The 19,428-nt window shown below is 62.8% G+C and carries 15 protein-coding genes and 1 pseudogene; 2 read left to right on the plus strand and 14 right to left on the minus strand.

The window, feature by feature from the left end:
• Positions 1-55: 55 nt before the first annotated feature.
• From pyc to NKJ23_RS02845, 10 genes and pseudogenes are all read right to left on the minus strand, one after another.
• The gene (pyc, locus tag NKJ23_RS02800) at positions 56-3,514 is read right to left on the minus strand and encodes a pyruvate carboxylase (RefSeq protein ID WP_352678010.1); all 3,459 of its coding nucleotides are present in this window, start codon (positions 3,512-3,514) and stop codon (positions 56-58) included.
• Positions 3,515-3,745: 231 nt separating this feature from the next.
• The gene (locus NKJ23_RS02805; protein WP_023678047.1) at positions 3,746-4,876 is read right to left on the minus strand and encodes a branched-chain amino acid ABC transporter substrate-binding protein; all 1,131 of its coding nucleotides are present in this window, start codon (positions 4,874-4,876) and stop codon (positions 3,746-3,748) included.
• Positions 4,877-5,014: 138 nt separating this feature from the next.
• Positions 5,015-5,362, minus strand: a complete 348-nt coding sequence (locus NKJ23_RS02810) for a DUF6867 family protein (RefSeq protein WP_023678048.1) — start codon at positions 5,360-5,362, stop codon at positions 5,015-5,017.
• 19 nt (positions 5,363-5,381) lie between these two features.
• The gene (locus NKJ23_RS02815; RefSeq protein ID WP_352455032.1) at positions 5,382-6,110 is read right to left on the minus strand and encodes an ABC transporter ATP-binding protein; all 729 of its coding nucleotides are present in this window, start codon (positions 6,108-6,110) and stop codon (positions 5,382-5,384) included.
• A gap of 8 nt (positions 6,111-6,118) precedes the next feature.
• Positions 6,119-7,279, minus strand: a pseudogene (locus NKJ23_RS02820) (ABC transporter ATP-binding protein); the annotation flags it as partial.
• Positions 7,279-8,907: a high-affinity branched-chain amino acid ABC transporter permease LivM gene (gene livM, locus NKJ23_RS02825; protein WP_352574662.1), complete on the minus strand. Its 1,629-nt coding sequence runs from the start codon at positions 8,905-8,907 to the stop codon at positions 7,279-7,281. The pseudogene NKJ23_RS02820 and the gene livM, both read right to left, overlap by 1 nt.
• 4 nt (positions 8,908-8,911) lie before the next feature.
• A complete protein-coding gene (locus NKJ23_RS02830; protein WP_023678052.1) occupies positions 8,912-9,814 on the minus strand; it encodes a branched-chain amino acid ABC transporter permease in 903 nt (300 codons plus the stop codon).
• Positions 9,815-10,149: 335 nt separating this feature from the next.
• Positions 10,150-11,151: a 4-hydroxyproline epimerase gene (locus tag NKJ23_RS02835; protein ID WP_023678053.1), complete on the minus strand. Its 1,002-nt coding sequence runs from the start codon at positions 11,149-11,151 to the stop codon at positions 10,150-10,152.
• Between the two features lie 28 nt (positions 11,152-11,179).
• Positions 11,180-12,430 (minus strand): NAD(P)/FAD-dependent oxidoreductase, encoded by a 1,251-nt coding sequence (locus NKJ23_RS02840; protein ID WP_352678012.1) that lies wholly within the window; start codon positions 12,428-12,430, stop codon positions 11,180-11,182.
• A 48-nt stretch (positions 12,431-12,478) separates the two neighbouring features.
• Positions 12,479-13,372 carry a dihydrodipicolinate synthase family protein gene (locus NKJ23_RS02845; protein ID WP_352678014.1) on the minus strand — a complete coding sequence of 298 codons (894 nt, stop codon included), beginning with the start codon at positions 13,370-13,372 and terminating at the stop codon, positions 12,479-12,481.
• Between the two features lie 103 nt (positions 13,373-13,475).
• Between NKJ23_RS02845 and NKJ23_RS02850 the strand changes: the two genes are divergently transcribed.
• Positions 13,476-14,129 carry a GntR family transcriptional regulator gene (locus NKJ23_RS02850; RefSeq protein WP_352678016.1) on the plus strand — a complete coding sequence of 218 codons (654 nt, stop codon included), beginning with the start codon at positions 13,476-13,478 and terminating at the stop codon, positions 14,127-14,129.
• A 13-nt stretch (positions 14,130-14,142) separates the two neighbouring features.
• Here the strand turns inward: NKJ23_RS02850 and NKJ23_RS02855 are convergent, their stop codons facing one another.
• The 3 genes from NKJ23_RS02855 to NKJ23_RS02865 all read right to left on the minus strand — a co-directional run bounded on the left by NKJ23_RS02855 (position 14,143) and on the right by NKJ23_RS02865 (position 16,861).
• A complete protein-coding gene (locus tag NKJ23_RS02855; protein ID WP_023678057.1) occupies positions 14,143-14,457 on the minus strand; it encodes a hypothetical protein in 315 nt (104 codons plus the stop codon).
• Positions 14,458-14,760: 303 nt separating this feature from the next.
• A complete protein-coding gene (locus NKJ23_RS02860) occupies positions 14,761-15,057 on the minus strand; it encodes a hypothetical protein (RefSeq protein ID WP_352454934.1) in 297 nt (98 codons plus the stop codon).
• A 307-nt stretch (positions 15,058-15,364) separates the two neighbouring features.
• Positions 15,365-16,861, minus strand: a complete 1,497-nt coding sequence (locus NKJ23_RS02865) for a CoA-acylating methylmalonate-semialdehyde dehydrogenase (RefSeq protein ID WP_023678059.1) — start codon at positions 16,859-16,861, stop codon at positions 15,365-15,367.
• A gap of 378 nt (positions 16,862-17,239) precedes the next feature.
• On the opposite strand from NKJ23_RS02865, the gene NKJ23_RS02870 reads away from it, so the two are divergent.
• Complete coding sequence (locus NKJ23_RS02870; protein ID WP_023678060.1) at positions 17,240-18,121, plus strand: LysR family transcriptional regulator; 882 nt, start codon at positions 17,240-17,242, stop codon at positions 18,119-18,121.
• 38 nt (positions 18,122-18,159) lie between these two features.
• Here the strand turns inward: NKJ23_RS02870 and NKJ23_RS02875 are convergent, their stop codons facing one another.
• Positions 18,160-19,416, minus strand: a complete 1,257-nt coding sequence (locus NKJ23_RS02875; RefSeq protein WP_502902480.1) for a D-amino acid dehydrogenase — start codon at positions 19,414-19,416, stop codon at positions 18,160-18,162.
• Positions 19,417-19,428 lie beyond the last annotated feature (12 nt).

A 19,428-nucleotide genomic window follows, 5' to 3' on the forward strand; every position in this document is an offset into this window, starting at 1 on the left:
GCGGCATGAAGGGCTGCTGCCAGGCGCCGACAAGTCTCTCTGACGCCGGCCTATTTCACCCGAACGCGATCAGCAGATCCTTGGCATCGATCTGGTCGCCGGCCTTGACCAGCACCTCGGCTATGGTGCCGTCGCGTTCGGCATGCAACGCCGTTTCCATCTTCATCGCTTCGATCGACAGCAGCACGTCGCCGGCCTTCACCGGCTGGCCGGCAGCGACCGCAAGCGCCGAGACGACGCCAGGCATCGGCGCGCCGACATGCGCCTCATTGCCCGGCTCCGCCTTGCGCCGTGCCTTGGCGGCGGACGCGCCATGCGCCCGGTCCGGCACCTTCACCCGGCGCGGCTGCCCGTTGAGCTCGAAGAACACGGTGACCATGCCCTTTTCGTCGACATCGCCGATGGCAAGGCAGCGCACCACCAGCGTCTTGCCTTTTTCGATGTCGACGAAAATCTCGTCTTCCGGCTTCATGCCGTAGAAATAGGTCGGCGTCGGCAGCACGCTGACCGGCCCGTAGGTCTCCTGCGCGGCGGCAAAATCGGAAAACACCTTCGGATACATCAGCCACGACGCGAACTCGAACTCGCTGAGCTTGCGCTCGAGCTTTTCCTCGACCTCCGCGCGACTGGCCTTGAGGTCCGCCGGTTTGAGCAGCGAACCCGGCCGCACCGTGATCGGCTTTTCGCCCTTCAGCACCTTCTTCTGCAATGGCTTTGGCCAGCCGCCCGGCGACTGGCCGAGATCGCCGCGCAACATCGACACCACCGAATCCGGGAAGGCGATGTCCCTCGCCGGATTCTCGACGTCGGCGACGGTCAGGTCCTGGCTCACCATCATCAGCGCCATGTCGCCGACGACCTTGGACGACGGCGTCACCTTGACGATGTCGCCGAACATCAGATTGACGTCGTGATAGGTCTGTGCCACTTCATGCCAGCGTGTCTCCAGCCCGAGCGAGCGCGCCTGTTCCTTGAGGTTGGTGAACTGACCGCCCGGCATTTCGTGCAGATAGACCTCCGATGCCGGCCCCTTCAGGTCGCTTTCGAAGGCTGAATACTGGTTGCGCACCGCCTCCCAGTAGAACGAGATGTTCCTGATCCACTGCGGGTCGAGGCCCGGATCGCGCTCGGTGCCCTTCAGCGCCTCCACGATCGAACCGAGGCACGGCTGCGAGGTGTTGCCGGATAGCGAATCCATCGCCGCGTCGATGGCGTCGACGCCGCTCTCCGCCGCCGCCAGCACGGTTGCCGCCGACAGGCCGGATGTGTCGTGGGTGTGGAAGTGGATCGGCAGGTCCGTCGCCTCGCGCAGCGCCTTGAACAGCACGCGGGCAGCGCTCGGCTTTAGAAGCCCAGCCATGTCCTTGACGGCGATGATATGGGCGCCTGCCGCCTGCAATTCCCTGGCCAGGCCGACATAGTATTTCAGATCGTATTTGGCCCGCGCCGGGTCCAGTATGTCGCCGGTATAGCAGATCGCCGCTTCGATCAGTCTGCCCTCGGCGCCGACCGCATCCATGGCGACGCGCATGTTCTCGACCCAGTTCAGGCAGTCGAAGACGCGGAACAGGTCGATGCCGCCGGCGGCGGCCTGGCGGACGAAATGCTGGACGACATTGTCGGGATAGTTGGTATAGCCAACGCCGTTGGCACCGCGCAGGAGCATCTGCAGCACAAGGTTGGGTGCTGCCTCGCGCACCAGCGACAGCCGCTCCCATGGGTCTTCCGTGAGAAAGCGCATGGCGACGTCGAATGTGGCGCCGCCCCAGCATTCGAGCGACAAAAGCTGCGGCAGAGCACGCGCATAGGTGCCGGCAATTCCGGCAATGTCATAGGTGCGCACACGCGTCGCGAGCAGGGATTGATGCCCGTCGCGCATTGTCGTGTCGGTGACCAGCACCTCTTTTTGCTCGCGCATCCACGCGGCGAATTTCTCCGGCCCGAGCACGTCGAGCTTCTGCTTGCTGCCTTGAGGCACATTGCCGTTGAGATATGGCACCACCGGTGGCGCCGCATCGGCCTTTGGCTGCGGCCGGCCGCGCGTCTCGGGATGACCATTGACCGAAACGTCGGCAAGGTAGTTGAGCAGCTTGGTCGCGCGGTCCTGCCGCTTCACACTGGCGAACAGTTCCGGCGTCGTGTCGATGAACTTGGTGGTGTAGGAATTGTCGGCGAAGCTCGGGTGATTGATGATCGCCTCGAGGAAGGTGAGGTTGGTCGCCACGCCGCGGATGCGGAATTCGCGCAGCGCCCGGTTCATGCGGGCGATGGTCTCGGCCGGCGTCGGCGCCCACGCCGTCACCTTTTCCAGCAGCGGATCGTAGAAGCGGGTGATGACCGCGCCCGAATAGGCAGTGCCGCCATCAAGGCGGATACCGAAGCCGGTGGCACCGCGATAGGCGGTGATGCGGCCATAGTCGGGGATGAAATTATGCTCGGGATCTTCCGTGGTGATGCGGCACTGCAGCGCGTGGCCGTTGAGCCTGATGTCCTTCTGCGCCGGCACGCCCGATTCCGCTGTGCCGATGGCAAAGCCGTCGAGGATGTGGATCTGCGCCTTGACGATGTCGATGCCGGTCACCTGTTCGGTGACGGTGTGCTCGACCTGGATGCGCGGATTGACCTCGATGAAATAGAATTTTCCGGTGTCGGCATCCTGCAAGAACTCGACCGTGCCGGCGCCGATATAGCTGGTCTCGCGCGCGATCCTCAGCGCGTAGCCGCAAAGCTCCTCGCGCTGCGGCATTTCGAGGTAGGGCGCCGGCGCCCGCTCGACCACTTTCTGGTTGCGACGCTGGATCGAACAATCGCGCTCGAACAGGTGCACGGCGTTGCCATGTGTGTCGCCCAGCACCTGCACCTCGACATGGCGCGCGCGCTCGATCAGCTTTTCGAGATAGACCTCGTCCTTGCCGAAAGCGGCCTTCGCCTCACGCTTGCCTTCCATCACCTCGCGGGCGAGATCGGCCTCGGACCGGATGGCGCGCATGCCCCGGCCGCCGCCGCCCCAGGACGCCTTGAGCATCACCGGGTAGCCGATCGTCTTGGCGAGTTCCTTTACCGCCGCCATGTCGTCCGGCAAGGGATCGGTAGCGGGAATTACCGGCACACCGACTTCGATTGCGAGATTGCGGGCGGCGACCTTGTTGCCCAGCCTGCGCATCGTATCCGGCTTTGGCCCGATGAAGATGATGCCGGCCTTGGCGCAGGCTTCGGCGAATTCCGGGCTTTCCGACAGCAGGCCGTACCCTGGATGGATGGCATCGGCGCCCGATAGCCTGGCGACGCGGATAACCTCCTCGATCGACAGATAGCTTTCGATCGGCCCCATATCCCTGGCCAAATGCGGCCCGCGCCCGACCTGGTAGCTTTCGTCGGCCTTGAAGCGATGCAGGGAGTATTTGTCCTCCTCTGCCCAGATCGCCACGGTTTTGAGGCCGAGCTCGTTTGCCGCGCGGAAGACGCGGATGGCTATTTCGGAGCGGTTGGCGACAAGGATCTTCGAGATTGCCAAGGACAGGGCTCCGGACGCGGGGAAGGGAACTGCCGGACATGATTAGCGCGAAAATGCTGCAGTGCAAACAAAATCGAAAAGAGGATTAAACCGATTTAATTTTATCTATCGCGCTGACACATTGCGTGTCGATCCGAAGAACGCCTGGGCAGTTCCGATCCAGGCTTTCGGGAACTCTCATAAAAAATGCCCGGCGCGAGGCGCCGGGCATTCTCATGTAGCAACGTCCGGTTATTTGCCGGGTGCGTTCTCGACATAGGTGTACTTGCCGTCGTCACCCTTCTTCCAGGTGTACATGACGTAGTCAGGACGGGTGATATCGCCCTTCGCGTCGTAGCCGATCTCGCCGATCGCGGTCTTCCAGGGGCCGGCCGACTTGATGGTCTCGGCTACCTTCTGAGCGTCATCGGCTGAACCGGTCTTGGTGATGGCGGCCGCGATGATTTCCATCGCTGCGTAGGAATAGAGGGTATAGGCCTCGGGCTCGAAGCCGGCCGCACGGAACTTCTCGACGAGTTCCTTGGCGTTCGGATTCTTGCGCGGATCCGGAGCGAACGTCATCAGCGTGCCCTCGACGGCGTCGCCGGCGATGGAGGCCAATTCGTTCGACACGATGCCGTCGCCGGACATGAAGGTTGCCTTGAGGCCCTGGTCAGCGAGCTGGCGTATGATCAGGCCGGCTTCGGTGTGCAGGCCGCCATAGTATACGACCGAGACGCCCGCGTCCTTCATCTTGGCGATGAGGGCCGAGAAATCCTTGTCGCCGACATTGATGCCTTCATACATGGCCTCAGTCACGCCGTTGGCTGCGAGCGCCTTCTTGGTTTCGTCGGCGAGGCCCTGGCCATAAGGCGTCTTGTCATGGATGACAGCGATCTTGGCATCCTTGAAGTTCGCGGCGAGATAGTCGCCAGCGACCTTGCCCTGCTGATCGTCGCGTCCGCAGGTGCGGAAGGTGTTCCACATGCCACGTTCCGTCAACTTCGGATTGGTCGCGGCCGGCGTGATCTCAAGGATGCCGTTCTCGGCGTAGACTTCCGACGCCGGGATCGAGACGCCGGAGTTGAAGTGGCCATCGACGTACTTGACGCCGTCGGCGACGAACTTGTTGGCGACCGAGATGCCTTGCTTGGGATCGGAGACGTCGTCGCCGACTTCAAGCTTGAGCTGCTGGCCAAGAACGCCGCCCGCCGCATTGATATCGGCGACTGCCTGTTCGGCACCCTTCTGAAGCTGGGCGCCGAACGCTGCGTTCGGGCCGGTGATCGGACCGGCAACGCCGATCAGGATGTCAGCCCACGCGTTGCCGCTGAACGCGACAAGCGCGGTCAGGGCGACGGCGGACAAAAGTGACTTTTTCATTGAAACGCTCCCATTTACCGAGTGGGCGTGGATGTTGCTTTCATGCGATGCCCACTCTTGCTCGCAGAAAGAGTACTTTGCCGATTTTCAGGCACTTGTCACGCCGATTCATCCCTGAAACGCCGTTAATGATAAATGTCAACCTTTTGGTTTCCAGCTCAAAAGAGAGGCTCTTTCGTAAAGCCAATTATACTGCGTTACCATCTGGTTGGTGCGCGTGTATTGGTAGCCGATGAAGCCCAAGATCATCAGCACAATGGTATCGACGATGTAGTAATGCAGCGAGAACATCGTTCCGCCGAACAGCGCGTGATGAATGAACCTTATGCCGATGCCGAGCCCCAGCATGAAGGCGAACAACTGGGCGAAGCTGCGCCACGTCTGCGCACACGCCTTCCCCGTCATCCACGCCGCCCAGCCGCCGAGCAGGCAGGTGACGAAGAAGAACTGCCAGATCGAGGGTTCCTCATAGAGAATGCCCTGCATGATTGATGTCTCCTGAAACTCAGTGATGGCCGCCTTCGAGATAGGCGGCGCGCACTTCCGGATTGGCGAGCAACTCCTTGCCGGTGCCGCTCATCGTCACATTGCCGTTGACCATGACATAGCCGCGCGTGGCGAGCTTCAGCGCGCCGAAGGCGTTCTGCTCGACCAGGAACACGGTCAGTCCCTGCGTGCGGTTCAACTCGCGGATTGCGTCGAAGATCTGCTTGACGATCAGCGGCGCCAGGCCGAGCGACGGCTCGTCGAGCAGGAGCAGCTTCGGCCGTGCCATCAGCGCGCGCCCGATCGACAGCATCTGCTGCTCGCCGCCGGACAGCGTGCCGCCACGCTGGGCAATGCGTTCCTTCAGGCGTGGAAACAGCGTGAACACCTTCTCGACGTCCTCGTCATAATGCTCGAGGTTGTCGAGGCTGGCGCCCATTTGCAGGTTTTCCATCACCGTCATGCGCGGGAAAATGCGGCGCCCTTCCGGCGACTGGGCGATGCGCATGCGCGCGATCTCGTGGGTCGGCAGTTGGGTGATGTCGGTACCGGCGAATGTGATGGTACCCGCGCGGGCGCGGGGAGCACCGAAGATGGTCATCATCAGCGTCGACTTGCCGGCGCCGTTGGCACCGATCAGCGCTACGATCTCACCTTGCCTGACGGTGACGTCGACACCGTTCAGCGCCCTGATGTTGCCGTAGTAGGTCTGAACGCCCTTGATATCGAGCAGCGTTGTACCGGCCATCATTTACGTCCTCCGCGCCGATTGGAGACGCGCGGCGTCTTCGGCTTCACCGGAGCCTTGGTGGCCGGCTTTGCTGCAGAGGATTTCGCGGCAGAAGATTTCGCCGTCGGTTTGGCTTTGGCCTGCGCTGCCGCCTTGCTTGCTGCGGCACTCGACCTCGCATCGAACTGCCCGGCTTTCGAGGCACCTTTCGACACGGTGACGCGCTCGCCCTCGCTGTGGCCGACCGTGTCGGCAACCGGTCCGGCGAGATACGAAGCCGATGTGCCTGGGCCGTGGGCGGCATCCGGGCCCGTATCCAATTGCTCGATGACATCTTCGTCGCCGACTTCGGTGAGCACCGTCTCGACCTCCTCGTCGTCGACGCCAAGATAAGCGGCGATGACGCGCGGGTCGGTTCGCACCGATTGCGGGTTGCCGTCCGAGATTTTGCGCCCGTATTCGAGCACCACGACGTGATCGGAAATCTGCATCACCACCGCCATGTCGTGCTCGATCAAAAGGATCGACGTGCCGGTGTTGTCCTTGATGTCCATCAGCAGCGCATTGAGCCCCGCCGATTCTTTCGGATTGAGACCAGCGGCCGGCTCGTCGAGGCACAGAAGCTCAGGCCCGGTGCACATGGCGCGAGCGATTTCAAGCCGCCGCTGCGCGCCATAGGGCAGATCGCCGGCCGGATCGTCGGCGCGGTCGACAAGATCGGCCTTCTCCAGCCAGTGCTCGGCCAGTTCAACCGATTCCGCCGAGGCCTGTCTGTAGCCGCTAAAGCCGAACAGGCCGAGAATGGTGTAACCGGAGGCCTTCATCAGCTTGTTGTGCTGGGCGACGAGAAGGTTCTCCAGCAGCGTCATGCCCGAGAACAGGCGGATGTTCTGGAAGGTGCGCGCCACCTTGGCGCGCGCCGGGATCTCGTGGTTGGGCAAGCGTTCGAGCAGGAACGTCGAGCCGTCGCGCCGGTTGAGCGTGATCATGCCTTCCGACGGTTTGTAGAAACCGGTGATGCAATTGAACACGGTGGTCTTGCCGGCGCCGTTCGGACCGATCAGCGCGGTGATCTCGCCGCGCTTGGCCTGGAAGGAAAGGTCGCCGATGGCGACGAGACCGCCGAACTTCATCGACAGATGCTCGACCTGCAGGATGGCATTGTTCACGGAGGGGCTCGCGTTCATCAGCCGTGTCCCTCCTTGGTGAAGGACCCAGACACCGCCCTGCGCACCTTGAGGAAAGCTGTCGGCTCGCGGCTGCCGACGAAGCCGCGCGGCTTCCACAGCATGACGATGACCATCGCCATGCCGAACAGCAGCATGCGATACAGTTCCGGCGTGAAGCCGGACCCGAAACCGGGTATGACCGTAGTGTTGCCCCACCTGAGGCCGGTCTTGAGGAAATCCAGTTCGCGCAGGACTTCGGTGCCGCCGATCATCACCATGGCGGCGACGGCAATGCCGACCAGCGAGCCCATGCCGCCAAGCACGACGATGGCGAGGATGATCGCCGATTCCAGGAAGACGAAGGATTCCGGGCTGACGAAGCCTTGCCGCGCGGCAAAGAACGAGCCGGCGAAGCCGCCGAACATCGCGCCCGTGGCAAAGGCGGTGAGCTTGGTGGTGGTGGTGTTGATGCCGAGCGAACGGCAGGCGATCTCGTCCTCGCGCAGCGCTTCCCAGGCACGGCCGACCGGCATCCGCCTGAGCCTAACGGTGACGAAGGCCGTCAGCAGGCAGAGCCCGAGGATCAAATAGTAGAGGAATATCTTGTAGTAGGCACCCGATTGGGCGATGCCGAGCACCTTCGAGATGTAGTTCGGGTCGGAGACGTTGAACGACATCAGGCCGAAGAAAGACACCTTCGGGATGCCGGAAATGCCGGCCGAGCCGTTGGTCACCTCGCGCCAGTTGATGATCACCAGCCTTATGATTTCGCCGAAGGCGAGCGTCACGATCGCCAGATAGTCACCGCGCAAGCGCAGCACCGGGAAGCCTAGCATCACCCCCCAAAACGCAGCCATCAGGCCGGCGGCGGGCAGCAGGATCCAGAAGGAGAGGCCGAAATGCGTGCCGAGCAGCGCATAGGCGTAGGCACCGACGGCGTAGAAGGCGACATAGCCGAGATCGAGCAGGCCGGCCAAGCCGATAACGATATTCAGCCCCCAGGCCAGCATCACGTAGATCAGGATCTGGATGCCGTAATTGTCGACATATTTCAGCGAGCCCTGGAAACCGGCGGCCATCGACCCGGCATATAGCGCCAGCACCAACACCACCACGATCGGGTAGAGCGCCAGTGCAGTTATGCCCAATGCCGAGAAATGAGCATGAATGAAGGCCCGGAAATGATAAATCAGCCAGGCCAGCGCATAGATGATTGCAAGCGCCCGCACGAACCGCACGAAATCGGAAAGTTCCGGCCCTAAGGCCTCGGTCAGAAAGCCGCTGAGCGCGAGCAGAATAACGGCGACGGCGAGCGCCACGATGAACGCGGGAAAGCGGAAGAATCGCGAAGCCAGGCTGACCGGCAGCAGGCCGGTGGCGACGTCGACGATCTTCTGGTTCGCCAGGAAGGGTTGGCCATAGGCGACGTAAAGGAAGCGTCCCGCCATGGTGGCGATCACGACGCCGGCGAGCAAGCCCCAGCGCTGCACCAGGATCAGTTCGTTGGAGATGTTCTGGTCGGTCTTCAGGCCGATGAACAGCACGAACAGGCCAAGCGAGATGGCGCCGGCATAGAGCGCTTCGCGAAAAGCGCGCTGGACCGGGGTGGCGACGACGGTGCTTTCCGGAGACACGGTAACCGCCATGATCTCAGACCTTTTCGACTTCTGGCCGGCCGAGAATGCCGGAAGGCAGGAAGATCAGCACGATCGCCAGGATGGAGAAGGCGGCGACGTCCTTGTAATCGATCGAGAAATAAGCCGACCACATGCTTTCGATGAAGCCGATCATCAGCCCGCCGAGCACGGCGCCGGGCAGTGAGCCGATGCCGCCGAGCACCGCGGCAGTAAATGCCTTCACACCGGGCGTAAAGCCGTCGGAAAACACCACCACGCCGTAATACATCAGGAACAACGTGCCGGCGACGGCGGCAAGGGCGGCGCCCATGATGAAGGTGATCGAGATGGTGCGGTCGACGTCGATGCCAAGCAGTGCGGCCATCTTGCGGTCCTGCTCGCAGGCGCGCTGCGCCCGGCCGAGCGAGGTCTTGTTGACCAGGTACCAGAACAGCGCCAGCAGGACTATGGTGACCAGGACGATGATGATCTGCTTCAGCGAGACGCTGATGCCTTCGATGTTGTAGACCTTGGACACCATTGGCGGGACCGGCTTGTTGCGCGGCCCTTGGGTCACCTGGACGAAATTGGACAGCGCAATCGACATGCCAATCGCGGTGATCAGCGGCGCCAGCCGGAATGAACCGCGCAAAGGCCGGTAGGCCACCTTCTCGATCGTCCAATTATACAGGCTGGTCAGCAGCATCGCGACGATCATCATGATCAGCAGCGCAACGACGATCGGCAGCGAATAGAACAACGCACCGAGGATAAGGAAAACGATGAGCGCGGTGAAAGCGCCGATCATGAAAATGTCGCCATGGGCGAAATTGATCATGCCGATGATGCCGTAGACCATCGTATAGCCGATCGCGATCAGCCCATAGATCGATCCCAGCGTCAGCCCATTGATAAGCTGCTGGACAAAATACTGCATGCTGTCGTGGCTCCCCTGGAATGTCGCCCATGCAGACGCATTCCTTTTCGTATTTCCCCTAGTCGTAAAGTTTCGAGCCCGGATTGCAACGTGATTTTTCGATCATTATGCGTGTTTTCGCCGCACGCCGTTCGATTGCCCGTTTTGTTCCCGTCCGCCCCCTGGACCATCGCGGACCCTACCATTGGCCTAACGCAAAGTCTTTGACGATTCAATCGCAGCATGCGCTCCATTTCGAAGAAATCGCCGTCAAAATAAGTTGATGGGCGGGATCGTTGCGCCGTTGACGTCAATCCGCTTGCGCTCTCTCTCTTTCCCTTGCGTCAGTGTTTTTTCTATTTGACGACGAAGCCGTGCGCGAACGGGTCGCGGTCGTCGATGAAGATCGTGTTCAATCCGGTCATTCGTGCCCAGCCGCCGATCGAGGGAATGATTGCCGGCTTGCCGGCGACGGTGACCTCTTCCTCGACCCTGCCCTTGAACAGCGAACCAATGATCGATTCGTGGACGAAGTCGTCGCCAACCCCAAGCTTGCCCTTGGCGTGAAGCTGCGCCATACGCGCCGAGGTGCCGGTGCCGCAGGGCGACCGGTCGATTGCCTTGTCGCCGTAGAAGACGGCGTTGCGGGCATCGGCTTGCGGGTTGGTCGGCGCGCCGGTCCACAATATGTGCGACAGCGTATTGATGCCGGGATTCTCCGGATGCACGAAGGTATATTTTTCGTTGAGCCGCTGCCGCACCACCGGGCTCCAGGCGATCAGTTCGCCGGCCGAATGGTCGGCCATGTCGCGATAGGTCTTTTGCGGTTCGACGATGGCGTAGAAATTGCCGCCATAGGCGACATCGACGCTGATCTCGCCGAGCCCGGGGCATTCGACGGTCAGTGCCTCGGCATAGAGGAAGGAAGGCACATTGGTGATGCGCACCTCCTCGACATAGTCGCCGACTTGGCTGTACTCCGCTACGACCACGCCCGCCGGCGTATCCAGCCTGAGCACGCCCGGTGTCTTCGGCTTGATCAGCCCATGCTCGACGGCAAAAGTTACCGTGCCGATGGTGCCGTGGCCGCACATCGGCAAGCAGCCCGAGGTTTCGATGAACAGGATGGCGATGTCGCAATCTTCACGCGTCGGCGGATAGAGGATCGAGCCGGACATCACGTCATGGCCGCGCGGCTCGAACATCAGCCCGGTGCGGATCCAGTCATATTCGGCCAGGAAATGCGCTCGCCGCTCCATCATCGTTGAGCCCTTGAGCAAAGGCCCACCGCCGGCGACCAGCCGCACCGGATTGCCGCAGGTGTGGCCGTCTATGCAGAAGAAGGAATTCTTGGCCATACCGGCTCCCAACTGAATGTCTTCGAACTCAAAACCGTTGCGGGCTGAACGGGCCGAGATCGAGCGATGGATTCTGCCCGAGAACGAGCTCGCGGATCAAGCGCCCGGTCGCCGCAGCCTGGGTCAGGCCGAGGTGACCGTGGCCGAAACCATACACCACCGACGGCGTTTGTTGCGACCGCCCGATCACCGGCAGCGAATCCGGCAGCGACGGCCGGAACCCCATCCATTCGCGTCCATTGGCCGGATCCAGTCCCGGCAGGAATTTCTGCGCCTTTTCGAGCAGCGCTTTCGAGCGCGCATAATTGGGCGGCCTCTCAAGGCCGCCGAGTTCGACCGCGCCGCCGACGCGCAGGCCCGTCTCGAGCGGCGTGATGACGAAGCCATGCCCGGAGAAGATCAATTGCCGCTTTACGTCGAAGGCAGTCTTCGGCAACGTCGTGTTGTAGCCACGCTCGGTCTCCAGCGGGATTCCGTCGCCGAGATGTCTCGCCAGCAGATGCGACCAGGCCCCGGCAGCGATGACGACGTGCTTCGCCCGTCGCCGCGTGCCGTCGGCCGTGGTCAAGATCGCGCCGTCCTGTCCCGCCTTGACACGCTCGATCCGGGCCCTTTCGAACCCGGCGCCCAACCTCTCGGCATAGGCCCACAAGGCCTTTCCAAGCAGCTTGGGATCGGCAATGGTTTTCCACCCCGGCACGAACGTTCCCTTGACGAAGCGCGGCGACAGACCGGGCTGCAGGGCTGTGAGAGCGCTCCCGTCGACATGGCTGAAGCCGATGCCGAAGCGCTGCCTTGCCGCCCAGCCGGTCAGCGAGGCCTTGAACTCGGCCTCGCTGTCGTAGAGTTCGAGCGAGCCGTCCTCATGCAGCATCGGCCGTGTGCCGGAACGGTCGAGCAAGCCCATCCATTCCGCCTCGGCGAGCTTCATCATCGCGGCCTGCGCGGCAAGGCCGGCTTCATAGCGGTCGCTTCGGCCGGCGCGCCAGAAGCGGACCAGCCAGGGCAGCAGCTTCGGCAGATACGCGGGTGGGATGCTGAGCGGGCCGAGCGGGTCGGCGAGCCATTTCGGCAACTGCTTGATCATGCCCTTGTGGGCGAGCGGCAGCACATCGGAGAAGGCAAAGGCAGCGGCATTGCCGGAGCTGGTTTCCTCACAGATCCCCGTCCGATCGAAGATCGTGACATTTTGGCCCGCCTCTGCCAGAAAGGCGGCGGCGCAGATGCCGATGATGCCGCCACCAATGATGGCGACATCGAGCGTAGCATTATCATTCATTGCCATGCGCCGCGCTGCACATCTGCAAATGCCTTCAAAGCGACCGGATCAGAATGTCGGCAGCTCTGGCCGCACCGCCAGCGCATCCCTGACGATCTTTTCGACTGCCTTGCGCCGCTCGCCCGACAATGGCTGGCGCGGCATGCGCACGCGGTCGTTGGTGTTGATCGCCAACACTTCGGCGAGCTTGATGTTCTGCACCAGATAGGTCGAGACGTCGAGGTCGAGCAGCGGCCGGAACCAGCGGTAGATCTTCAGCGCCTCCTCGCGGCGGCCCTGTCTCATCAGTTGGTAGATGGCGACGGTCTCGCGCGGGAACGCGGTGACCAGGCCCGCCACCCAGCCGATGGCGCCGACCGACAGCGCCTCGAAGGCGAGATTGTCTACGCCGGTGAACAGGTCGTAGCGGTCGCCGAGGCGGTTGATGATCTCGGTCGAGCGGCGGATGTCGTCGGAGGACTCTTTTATGGCGACGAAGCGTTGGTCCTTCGCCAGCTCCTCCATCTGGTCGACGGTGACGTCGACGCGGTAGGCAAGCCGGTTGGAGTAGATCATCACCGGCAGGTCGCCGGCCGCGGCGACAGCGCTGAGTGCCGCGACCGTCTCCTCGGCATTGGTATGGTAGATCGGGCTCGGCACCACCATCAAACCGTTGGCGCCTGCCTTGGCAGCGCGGCGCGCAATCGCCGCCGCCTCGCGTGTACCGGCCTCGTTGACCGTCAACAGCACCGGTTTCTTGCCGGCGATCTTCTGCGCGGTCTTCAGCACCGCGATCTTCTCGTCGTGCGACAGCATCGGGCCTTCGCCGAGCGACCCGCAGACGATGATGCCGTCACAGCCGGCCTCCATCTGCAGCGCAAAGCAGCGCTCCATCTCGGCATGGTCGAGGCCGTCGTCCTCGGTGAATTTGGTCGTAACGGCGGGGAAGACTCCGGCCCACATGTCGATCGCTCCATCTGATATATCAGTCGTATATTTCTTAAGGCGCCGGCTGTCAACATTGAATCTGATATGATATATCAATAATATATCAGGAGACGCGGCATTGGTATATGACAACCCAGGCTCCGAGCCGGCGACTGCGAAGGCCTACCGCAGGCTTGAGCATATGATCGTAACGCTCGAACTGGCGCCCGCGAGCTTCATCACCGAGGGGGCGCTGATCGACAGGCTCGGCCTCGGCCGCACCCCGGTTCGCGAAGCAATCCAGCGGCTGGCCTGGGAGGGGCTGCTCGAGGTCCGGCCGCGCGCCGGCATCGCCATCGCGCCGCTTCACCCTGGCGACTGGCTGCGTGTCCTCGACGCCCGCCGTGGCGTCGAGGTGGTGCTTGCCCGCTCGGCCGCCCGCTTCGTCACCCGCGAGGCCGCCGACCTGTTCCATGACGCTGCCCTTGCCATGCAAAAGGCGGTGATTTCAGAAAATGTGTTTTACTTCATCCAGGCCGACAAGGCGCTTGATGAGGCGCTGGCGCTGGCTGCCGACAACCCGTTCGCCGCGCGCCTGGCGGCGCCCTTGCAAACCCACAGCCGCCGCTTCTGGTTTCGCTACAAGGCCGATACCGGCTTGGCCGAATCGGCCGAGCATCATGTCGCGCTGATCCGTTCGATCCTCGCCGGCGACGAAGATGCCGCGGCCAAGGACGCCAAGCGGCTGATGGCGCTTTTGCGCGGCCATGCCGAGGCGGCTGCTACGCGCTGAGCCTGCCATTTCGTCATGCGCCCTGGCCGGGCAGGGCCATCACGTTTTCCCAATTGTCGCCGGCCGCGACGATGCAGCTTCTGCCGGCGATATCGGTGACGACGATGGTCCAGGTTCCGGTCTCGGCGACAAAGACTTCCATGACCGCCTCATGACCGATCAGCCCCAAAGCAAACTGCCTTTCCTGGAACTTCTCGCTCAAATGGGCGACGATCTCGCCATGTTCAACGCAGTATTGATATTGCGCGCCTGCGGTGTTCGTACCCACCGCCAATGCGCCAGCAAGAACCAGGGTTTTCACCCATCTCAACAGCGATTTGCGTGCCATAGGGCACCTCCTTTGCCATCACGTTCCGGCAAAGGAGGGGTTTGATTGCCTCATTTTGCCGGAGCGATCCAGGCCGGTTCCGACGTCATCATCATCGCGTCGTTCCTTTCTGTGTTCCGGTCTGCCATTGGTGGGAACGATTCCAGATGTTCCCATTATGTTCTCGATATATGGTATCGGCAATGGAAAAGCGCAAGCAGGCGCCCAAGCGGGCGCCTGCAGATCCGTTTTACGGTTGTCGCTGAAAGAATGGGCCACAGGCTGCGCGGCCATGCCGAGGCGCGCAGACCCGTGATAAATCGTTCAGGTGCCTGGCAGCGCCGCTGTCGTCATCGCGCTTTCCCAGCCTTCGCCGACTGAAATTACGCAGCTTTGACCTTTTGTGTCGCTGGCGAGGATGGTCCAGGTGCCCTTGTCGGAAACGAAGACTTCAAGCACCACATTCGGATTGACGACGCCGACCGCGCTTGGGTTTTCATGAAACTTCTCGCCGAGCGCCTTGACCATATCGGCGCGAGCCGCGCATTGCTCGGCAGCCATTGCCGGGATGGCGGAAAGCGCCATCGCAGCGCAAGCTACAGTCGCCATGAGACGTGTCATCTGACACCTCCTTTGCGCCGAACGATATCCCCCGGAGCCGTCACCAGCGCCGTTGGTTGATCTGCCAGCGTCTCCTTCGCGGCAGGACTGCAACCTAAGAAGATTGCTGCCTTCTTGGTTCCATCACATTAGTGTTCATGCCGATGAAGACCGCGACAAAAAGGCCCGAGCTTGGTGCCCGGGCCTTTTCTTGCTTTCTGCGATTTGGATCAGTTCATCGTCGGAATGCCGAATTCGGCGCCCTCCTTCACGCCGGCCCGCGCGCCCCAAGCCGAAGGCGAGGACGCGCAGACAGAAAACCGTCCGGCTAATTCATCGTCGGGATGACGAACTCGGCACCATCCTTCACGCCGGACGGCCAGCGCGACGTCACCGTCTTGGTCTTGGTGTAGAAGCGGAACGCGTCCGGCCCGTGCTGGTTGAGGTCGCCGAAGGAGGACGCCTTCCAGCCGCCAAAGGTGTAGTAGGCGATCGGCACCGGGATCGGCACGTTGATGCCGACCATGCCGACCTGAACCCGCGAGGCGAAGTCGCGCGCCGCGTCGCCGTCGCGGGTGAAGATGGCGACGCCATTGCCCATCTCGTGCTCGTTGGCGAGCTTGATGGCGTTCTCGTAGGTCGGTGCGCGAACGACCGAGAGCACCGGCCCGAAGATCTCTTCCTTGTAGATGCGCATGTCGGCGGTCACATTGTCGAACAGGCAGCCGCCCATATAGTAGCCGTTCTCGTAGCCCTGCATGGAAAAGCCGCGGCCGTCGACGACCAGCTTGGCGCCTTCCTTGACGCCGGTGTCGACATAGGATTTGACCCGTTCCAGCGCCTGCGCCGTCACCAGCGGGCCGAAATCGGCGGAAGAATCCGTCGACGGACCGACCTTCAGGCTCTCGACGCGCGGCACCAGTCTTTCCATCAGCCGGTTGGCGGTGTCGTTGCCGACCGGGACGGCGACCGAGATCGCCATGCAGCGCTCGCCGGCCGAGCCGTAGCCGGCGCCGATCAGCGCGTCGACGGTCTGGTCCATGTCGGCATCCGGCATGATGATCATGTGGTTCTTGGCGCCGCCGAAGCACTGCACGCGCTTGCCGGCCGCGCAGCCGCGCGAGTAGATGTACTGGGCGATCGGTGTCGAGCCTACGAAACCGATAGCCTTGATGTCGGGATCGTCGAGGATGGCATCGACCACTTCCTTGTCGCCGTTGACGACATTAAGGATGCCCGCCGGCAGACCGGCCTCGATGAACAGTTCGGCAATGCGCATCGGCACGCCCGGATCGCGCTCCGACGGCTTGAGGATGTAGGCATTGCCGCAGGCGATGGCCGGCGCGATCTTCCACAGCGGGATCATCGCCGGAAAATTGAACGGCGTGATGCCGGCGACCACGCCGAGCGGCTGGCGCATCGAATAGACGTCGATGCCGGGGCCGGCGCCATCGGTGAACTCGCCCTTCATCATATGCGGCGCACCGATGCAGACCTCGACCACTTCGAGGCCGCGCTGGATGTCGCCCTTGGCGTCGGCGATGGTCTTGCCGTGTTCGCGCGCCAATATCTCGGCCAGCGCGTCATACTCCTTGGCGACCAGCTCGAGGAACCGCATCAGGACGCGTACGCGTCGCTGCGGATTGGTCGCCGCCCAGCCGGGCTGTGCGGCCTTGGCGTTTTCGACCGCCGCGCGCAATTCCGCCTGCGAAGCCAGCGCCACCGTGCCGCGCACCGTGCCGTCCATCGGCTGCATGACGTCCTGCTTGCGGCCGCTGGTTCCGGCGACGCGCTTGCCGCCGATGAAATGACCGTATTCGATCATGGTCTCTCTCCCTGGTTCGTGATGAGGCATTGTCCGCCTTTGCGGGAGCGATGGCAACGCGAGTGAAAACGCAACCGTTGTGCGGAGAATAGATAGCGGTTGACGGCAGAGCATCAATTCTTGCAAATAGGAAGAATGCAGGTCCCCAGCAGCAAGGATTGAGATTGAGTTCCTTCACCGCCCCCCTCTGTCCTGCCGGACATCTCCCCCTCAAGGGGGGAGATTGGCTGTCACGCCCGCCTTCGGAAATCTTCACCGCGGCAAGAAAGACGCCTGCGGCGAAACTGCCAATCTCCCCCCTTGAGGGGGAGATGTCCGGCAGGACAGAGGGGGGCGCGAAGGAACGCGGTTTTGATCGTTATCGCCAGGACCACCCTCATGAACTGGGATGATGCCCGTATCTTCCTTGCCGTAGCGCGGGCCGGCCAGATCCTCGGCGCCGCCAGGCGGCTGGAGCTTAATCACGCGACCGTCTCGCGCCGCATTGCCGCCCTCGAGGATGCGCTCAGGACAAAACTGTTTCGCCGGCTTACCACCGGCAGCGAGCTGACGCCGGCGGGCGAGCGTTTCCTCGAGATTGCCGAACGCATGGAGGGCGACATGATCGCCGCGCGCTCGACCGTTTCAGGCGAAGGCGACGACGTCTCGGGCACTGTGCGCATCGGCGCGCCGGACGGCTTTGGCGTCGCCTTCCTGGCCAGGCGCCTCGGCGCGCTGACCGCTCTGCACCGTGAGCTCACCATCCAGCTGGTGCCGGTGCCACGCTCCTTCTCTTTGTCCCGGCGCGAGGCCGACATTGCCATCACCGTCGAACGGCCGACGGAAGGCCGCCTGGTGGCGGGAAAGCTGGTCGACTACACGCTCGGCCTGTTCGCGTCGCGGGCCTACGCCGACACCCATGGCCTGCCCGGAACCGCCGCCGAGCTAGGCCAGCATACGCTGATCGGCTACGTGCCGGACCTGATCGTCAGTCGCTCGCTCGACTACGCGGCCGAATTCAGCCCCGACTGGCGCACCAGCTTCGCCATTTCCTCGGCGCTCGGCCAAGCCGAAGCGGTGCGTTCCGGCGCCGGCATCGGCATCCTGCACACCTTCGTTGCCCGCTCGATGCCGGAGCTGGTGCCTCTCGATATCGTTGCGCCCATCCGCCGCGCCTACTGGCTGGTCTACCACGAATCGGTCAGGCCGCTGCGCCGCGTCCAGGTCGTCGCGAGCTTCATTACCAAGGCCGTCGAACGGGACAGGGGTTTGTTCGCGTGAGCCCTGCCGGCCGCTGGCTGTCTTAGCTGGTGGGCGTCTTACTTGGCGTACCGTCCGGGCCCGAGATCGCCGACGTCGATGTCGGGCACCCGGCTGGAGATGATGTCGGCCAGAACTTTGGCCGAGCCGCAGGCCATGGTCCAGCCGAGTGTGCCATGGCCGGTGTTGAGATAGAGATTGGAGAAATCGGTGCGGCCGATCAGCGGCGGCCCGTCCGGTGTCATCGGCCGCAGCCCGCACCAGAAGGTCGCCGATCGCATGTCGCCGCTGCCCGGAAACAGGTCGCCGACCGAATGTTCGAGCGTGCGCCGCCGCGATTCGTGCAGCCGCAGGTCGAAGCCGGAAATCTTCGCCGTGCCGCCGACCCGGATACGGTCGCCGAGCCGGGTGATCGCTACTTTGTAGCTCTCGTCCATCACGGTCGAGACCGGTGCGGCGGCGGCGTCCTTGATCGGCAGGGTGATCGAATAGCCCTTGACCGGGTAAACCGGGATGGGCCGCTTCAGCATGCGCATGAACCGTGCCGAATAGCTGCCCATCGCCATCACATAGGCATCAGCGACCATCCAGCCCTTGCTGGTGCTGACGTTGGTGATGCGATCGCGCTTCTTGACGACGCGCCGTATCTCCGTGTCGTATTCGAAGGTGACGCCGCGTGCCGCGCAAAGCTCGGCAAGCCTGTCGGTGAACATCTTGCAGTCGCCGGTTTCGTCGCCGGGCAACCGCAGGCCACCGATGAATTTTTCGCGCACGCCGGCCAGCCCAGGCTCGGCCGCAATGCAGCCGTCGGGGTCGAGGACCTCGTAGGGGACGCCATAGGCCTTCAGCACCTCGACATCGCCGCCGACGCCGTCGAGCTGCTTTTGCGTTCGGAAGAGCTGCAGCGTGCCCTTGGCGCGCTCGTCATAGGCGATGCCCGTCGCCTCGCGCAGCGCCTTCAGCGTGTCGCGGCTGTACTCGGCCAGCGGCACCATGCGCGCCTTGTTCAGCGCGTAGCGTTCAGCCGTGCAATTGCGCAGCATCTTGACCAGCCATATCCACATATGCGGATCGAGGGCCGGTCGCACCACCAGTGGACCGTGCTTCATCAAAAGCCATTTGATGGCCTTCAGCGGAACGCCGGGCCCGGCCCAGGGCGAGGCATAGCCGGGCGAGATCTCGCCGGCATTGGCAAAGCTGGTTTCCAGCGCCGGGCCTTTCTGGCGATCGATCACCGTCACCTGATGACCGGCCTCGGCAAGAAAATAGGCGGTGGTGACCCCGATCACGCCGCCGCCCAGCACGAAGATCTTCATCGTTTGGTTCTC

The organism is Mesorhizobium sp. M0184, assembly GCF_040322215.1.
Lineage (GTDB): Bacteria > Pseudomonadota > Alphaproteobacteria > Rhizobiales > Rhizobiaceae > Mesorhizobium.

Excerpts from the sequence above, each read along its gene's own strand:
- NKJ23_RS02805 (WP_023678047.1), bottom strand. The coding sequence starts at position 4,876 with ATGAAAAAGTCACTTTTGTCCGCCGTCGCCCTGACCGCGCTTGTCGCG.
- NKJ23_RS02810 (WP_023678048.1), bottom strand. The coding sequence starts at position 5,362 with ATGCAGGGCATTCTCTATGAGGAACCCTCGATCTGGCAGTTCTTCTTC.
- NKJ23_RS02815 (WP_352455032.1), bottom strand. The coding sequence starts at position 6,110 with ATGGCCGGTACAACGCTGCTCGATATCAAGGGCGTTCAGACCTACTAC.
- livM (WP_352574662.1), bottom strand. The coding sequence starts at position 8,907 with ATGGCGGTTACCGTGTCTCCGGAAAGCACCGTCGTCGCCACCCCGGTC.
- NKJ23_RS02830 (WP_023678052.1), bottom strand. The coding sequence starts at position 9,814 with ATGCAGTATTTTGTCCAGCAGCTTATCAATGGGCTGACGCTGGGATCG.
- NKJ23_RS02835 (WP_023678053.1), bottom strand. The coding sequence starts at position 11,151 with ATGGCCAAGAATTCCTTCTTCTGCATAGACGGCCACACCTGCGGCAAT.
- NKJ23_RS02840 (WP_352678012.1), bottom strand. The coding sequence starts at position 12,430 with ATGAATGATAATGCTACGCTCGATGTCGCCATCATTGGTGGCGGCATC.
- NKJ23_RS02845 (WP_352678014.1), bottom strand. The coding sequence starts at position 13,372 with ATGTGGGCCGGAGTCTTCCCCGCCGTTACGACCAAATTCACCGAGGAC.
- NKJ23_RS02855 (WP_023678057.1), bottom strand. The coding sequence starts at position 14,457 with ATGGCACGCAAATCGCTGTTGAGATGGGTGAAAACCCTGGTTCTTGCT.
- NKJ23_RS02860 (WP_352454934.1), bottom strand. The coding sequence starts at position 15,057 with ATGACACGTCTCATGGCGACTGTAGCTTGCGCTGCGATGGCGCTTTCC.
- NKJ23_RS02865 (WP_023678059.1), bottom strand. The coding sequence starts at position 16,861 with ATGATCGAATACGGTCATTTCATCGGCGGCAAGCGCGTCGCCGGAACC.
- NKJ23_RS02870 (WP_023678060.1), top strand. The coding sequence starts at position 17,240 with ATGAACTGGGATGATGCCCGTATCTTCCTTGCCGTAGCGCGGGCCGGC.
- NKJ23_RS02875 (WP_502902480.1), bottom strand. The coding sequence starts at position 19,416 with ATGAAGATCTTCGTGCTGGGCGGCGGCGTGATCGGGGTCACCACCGCC.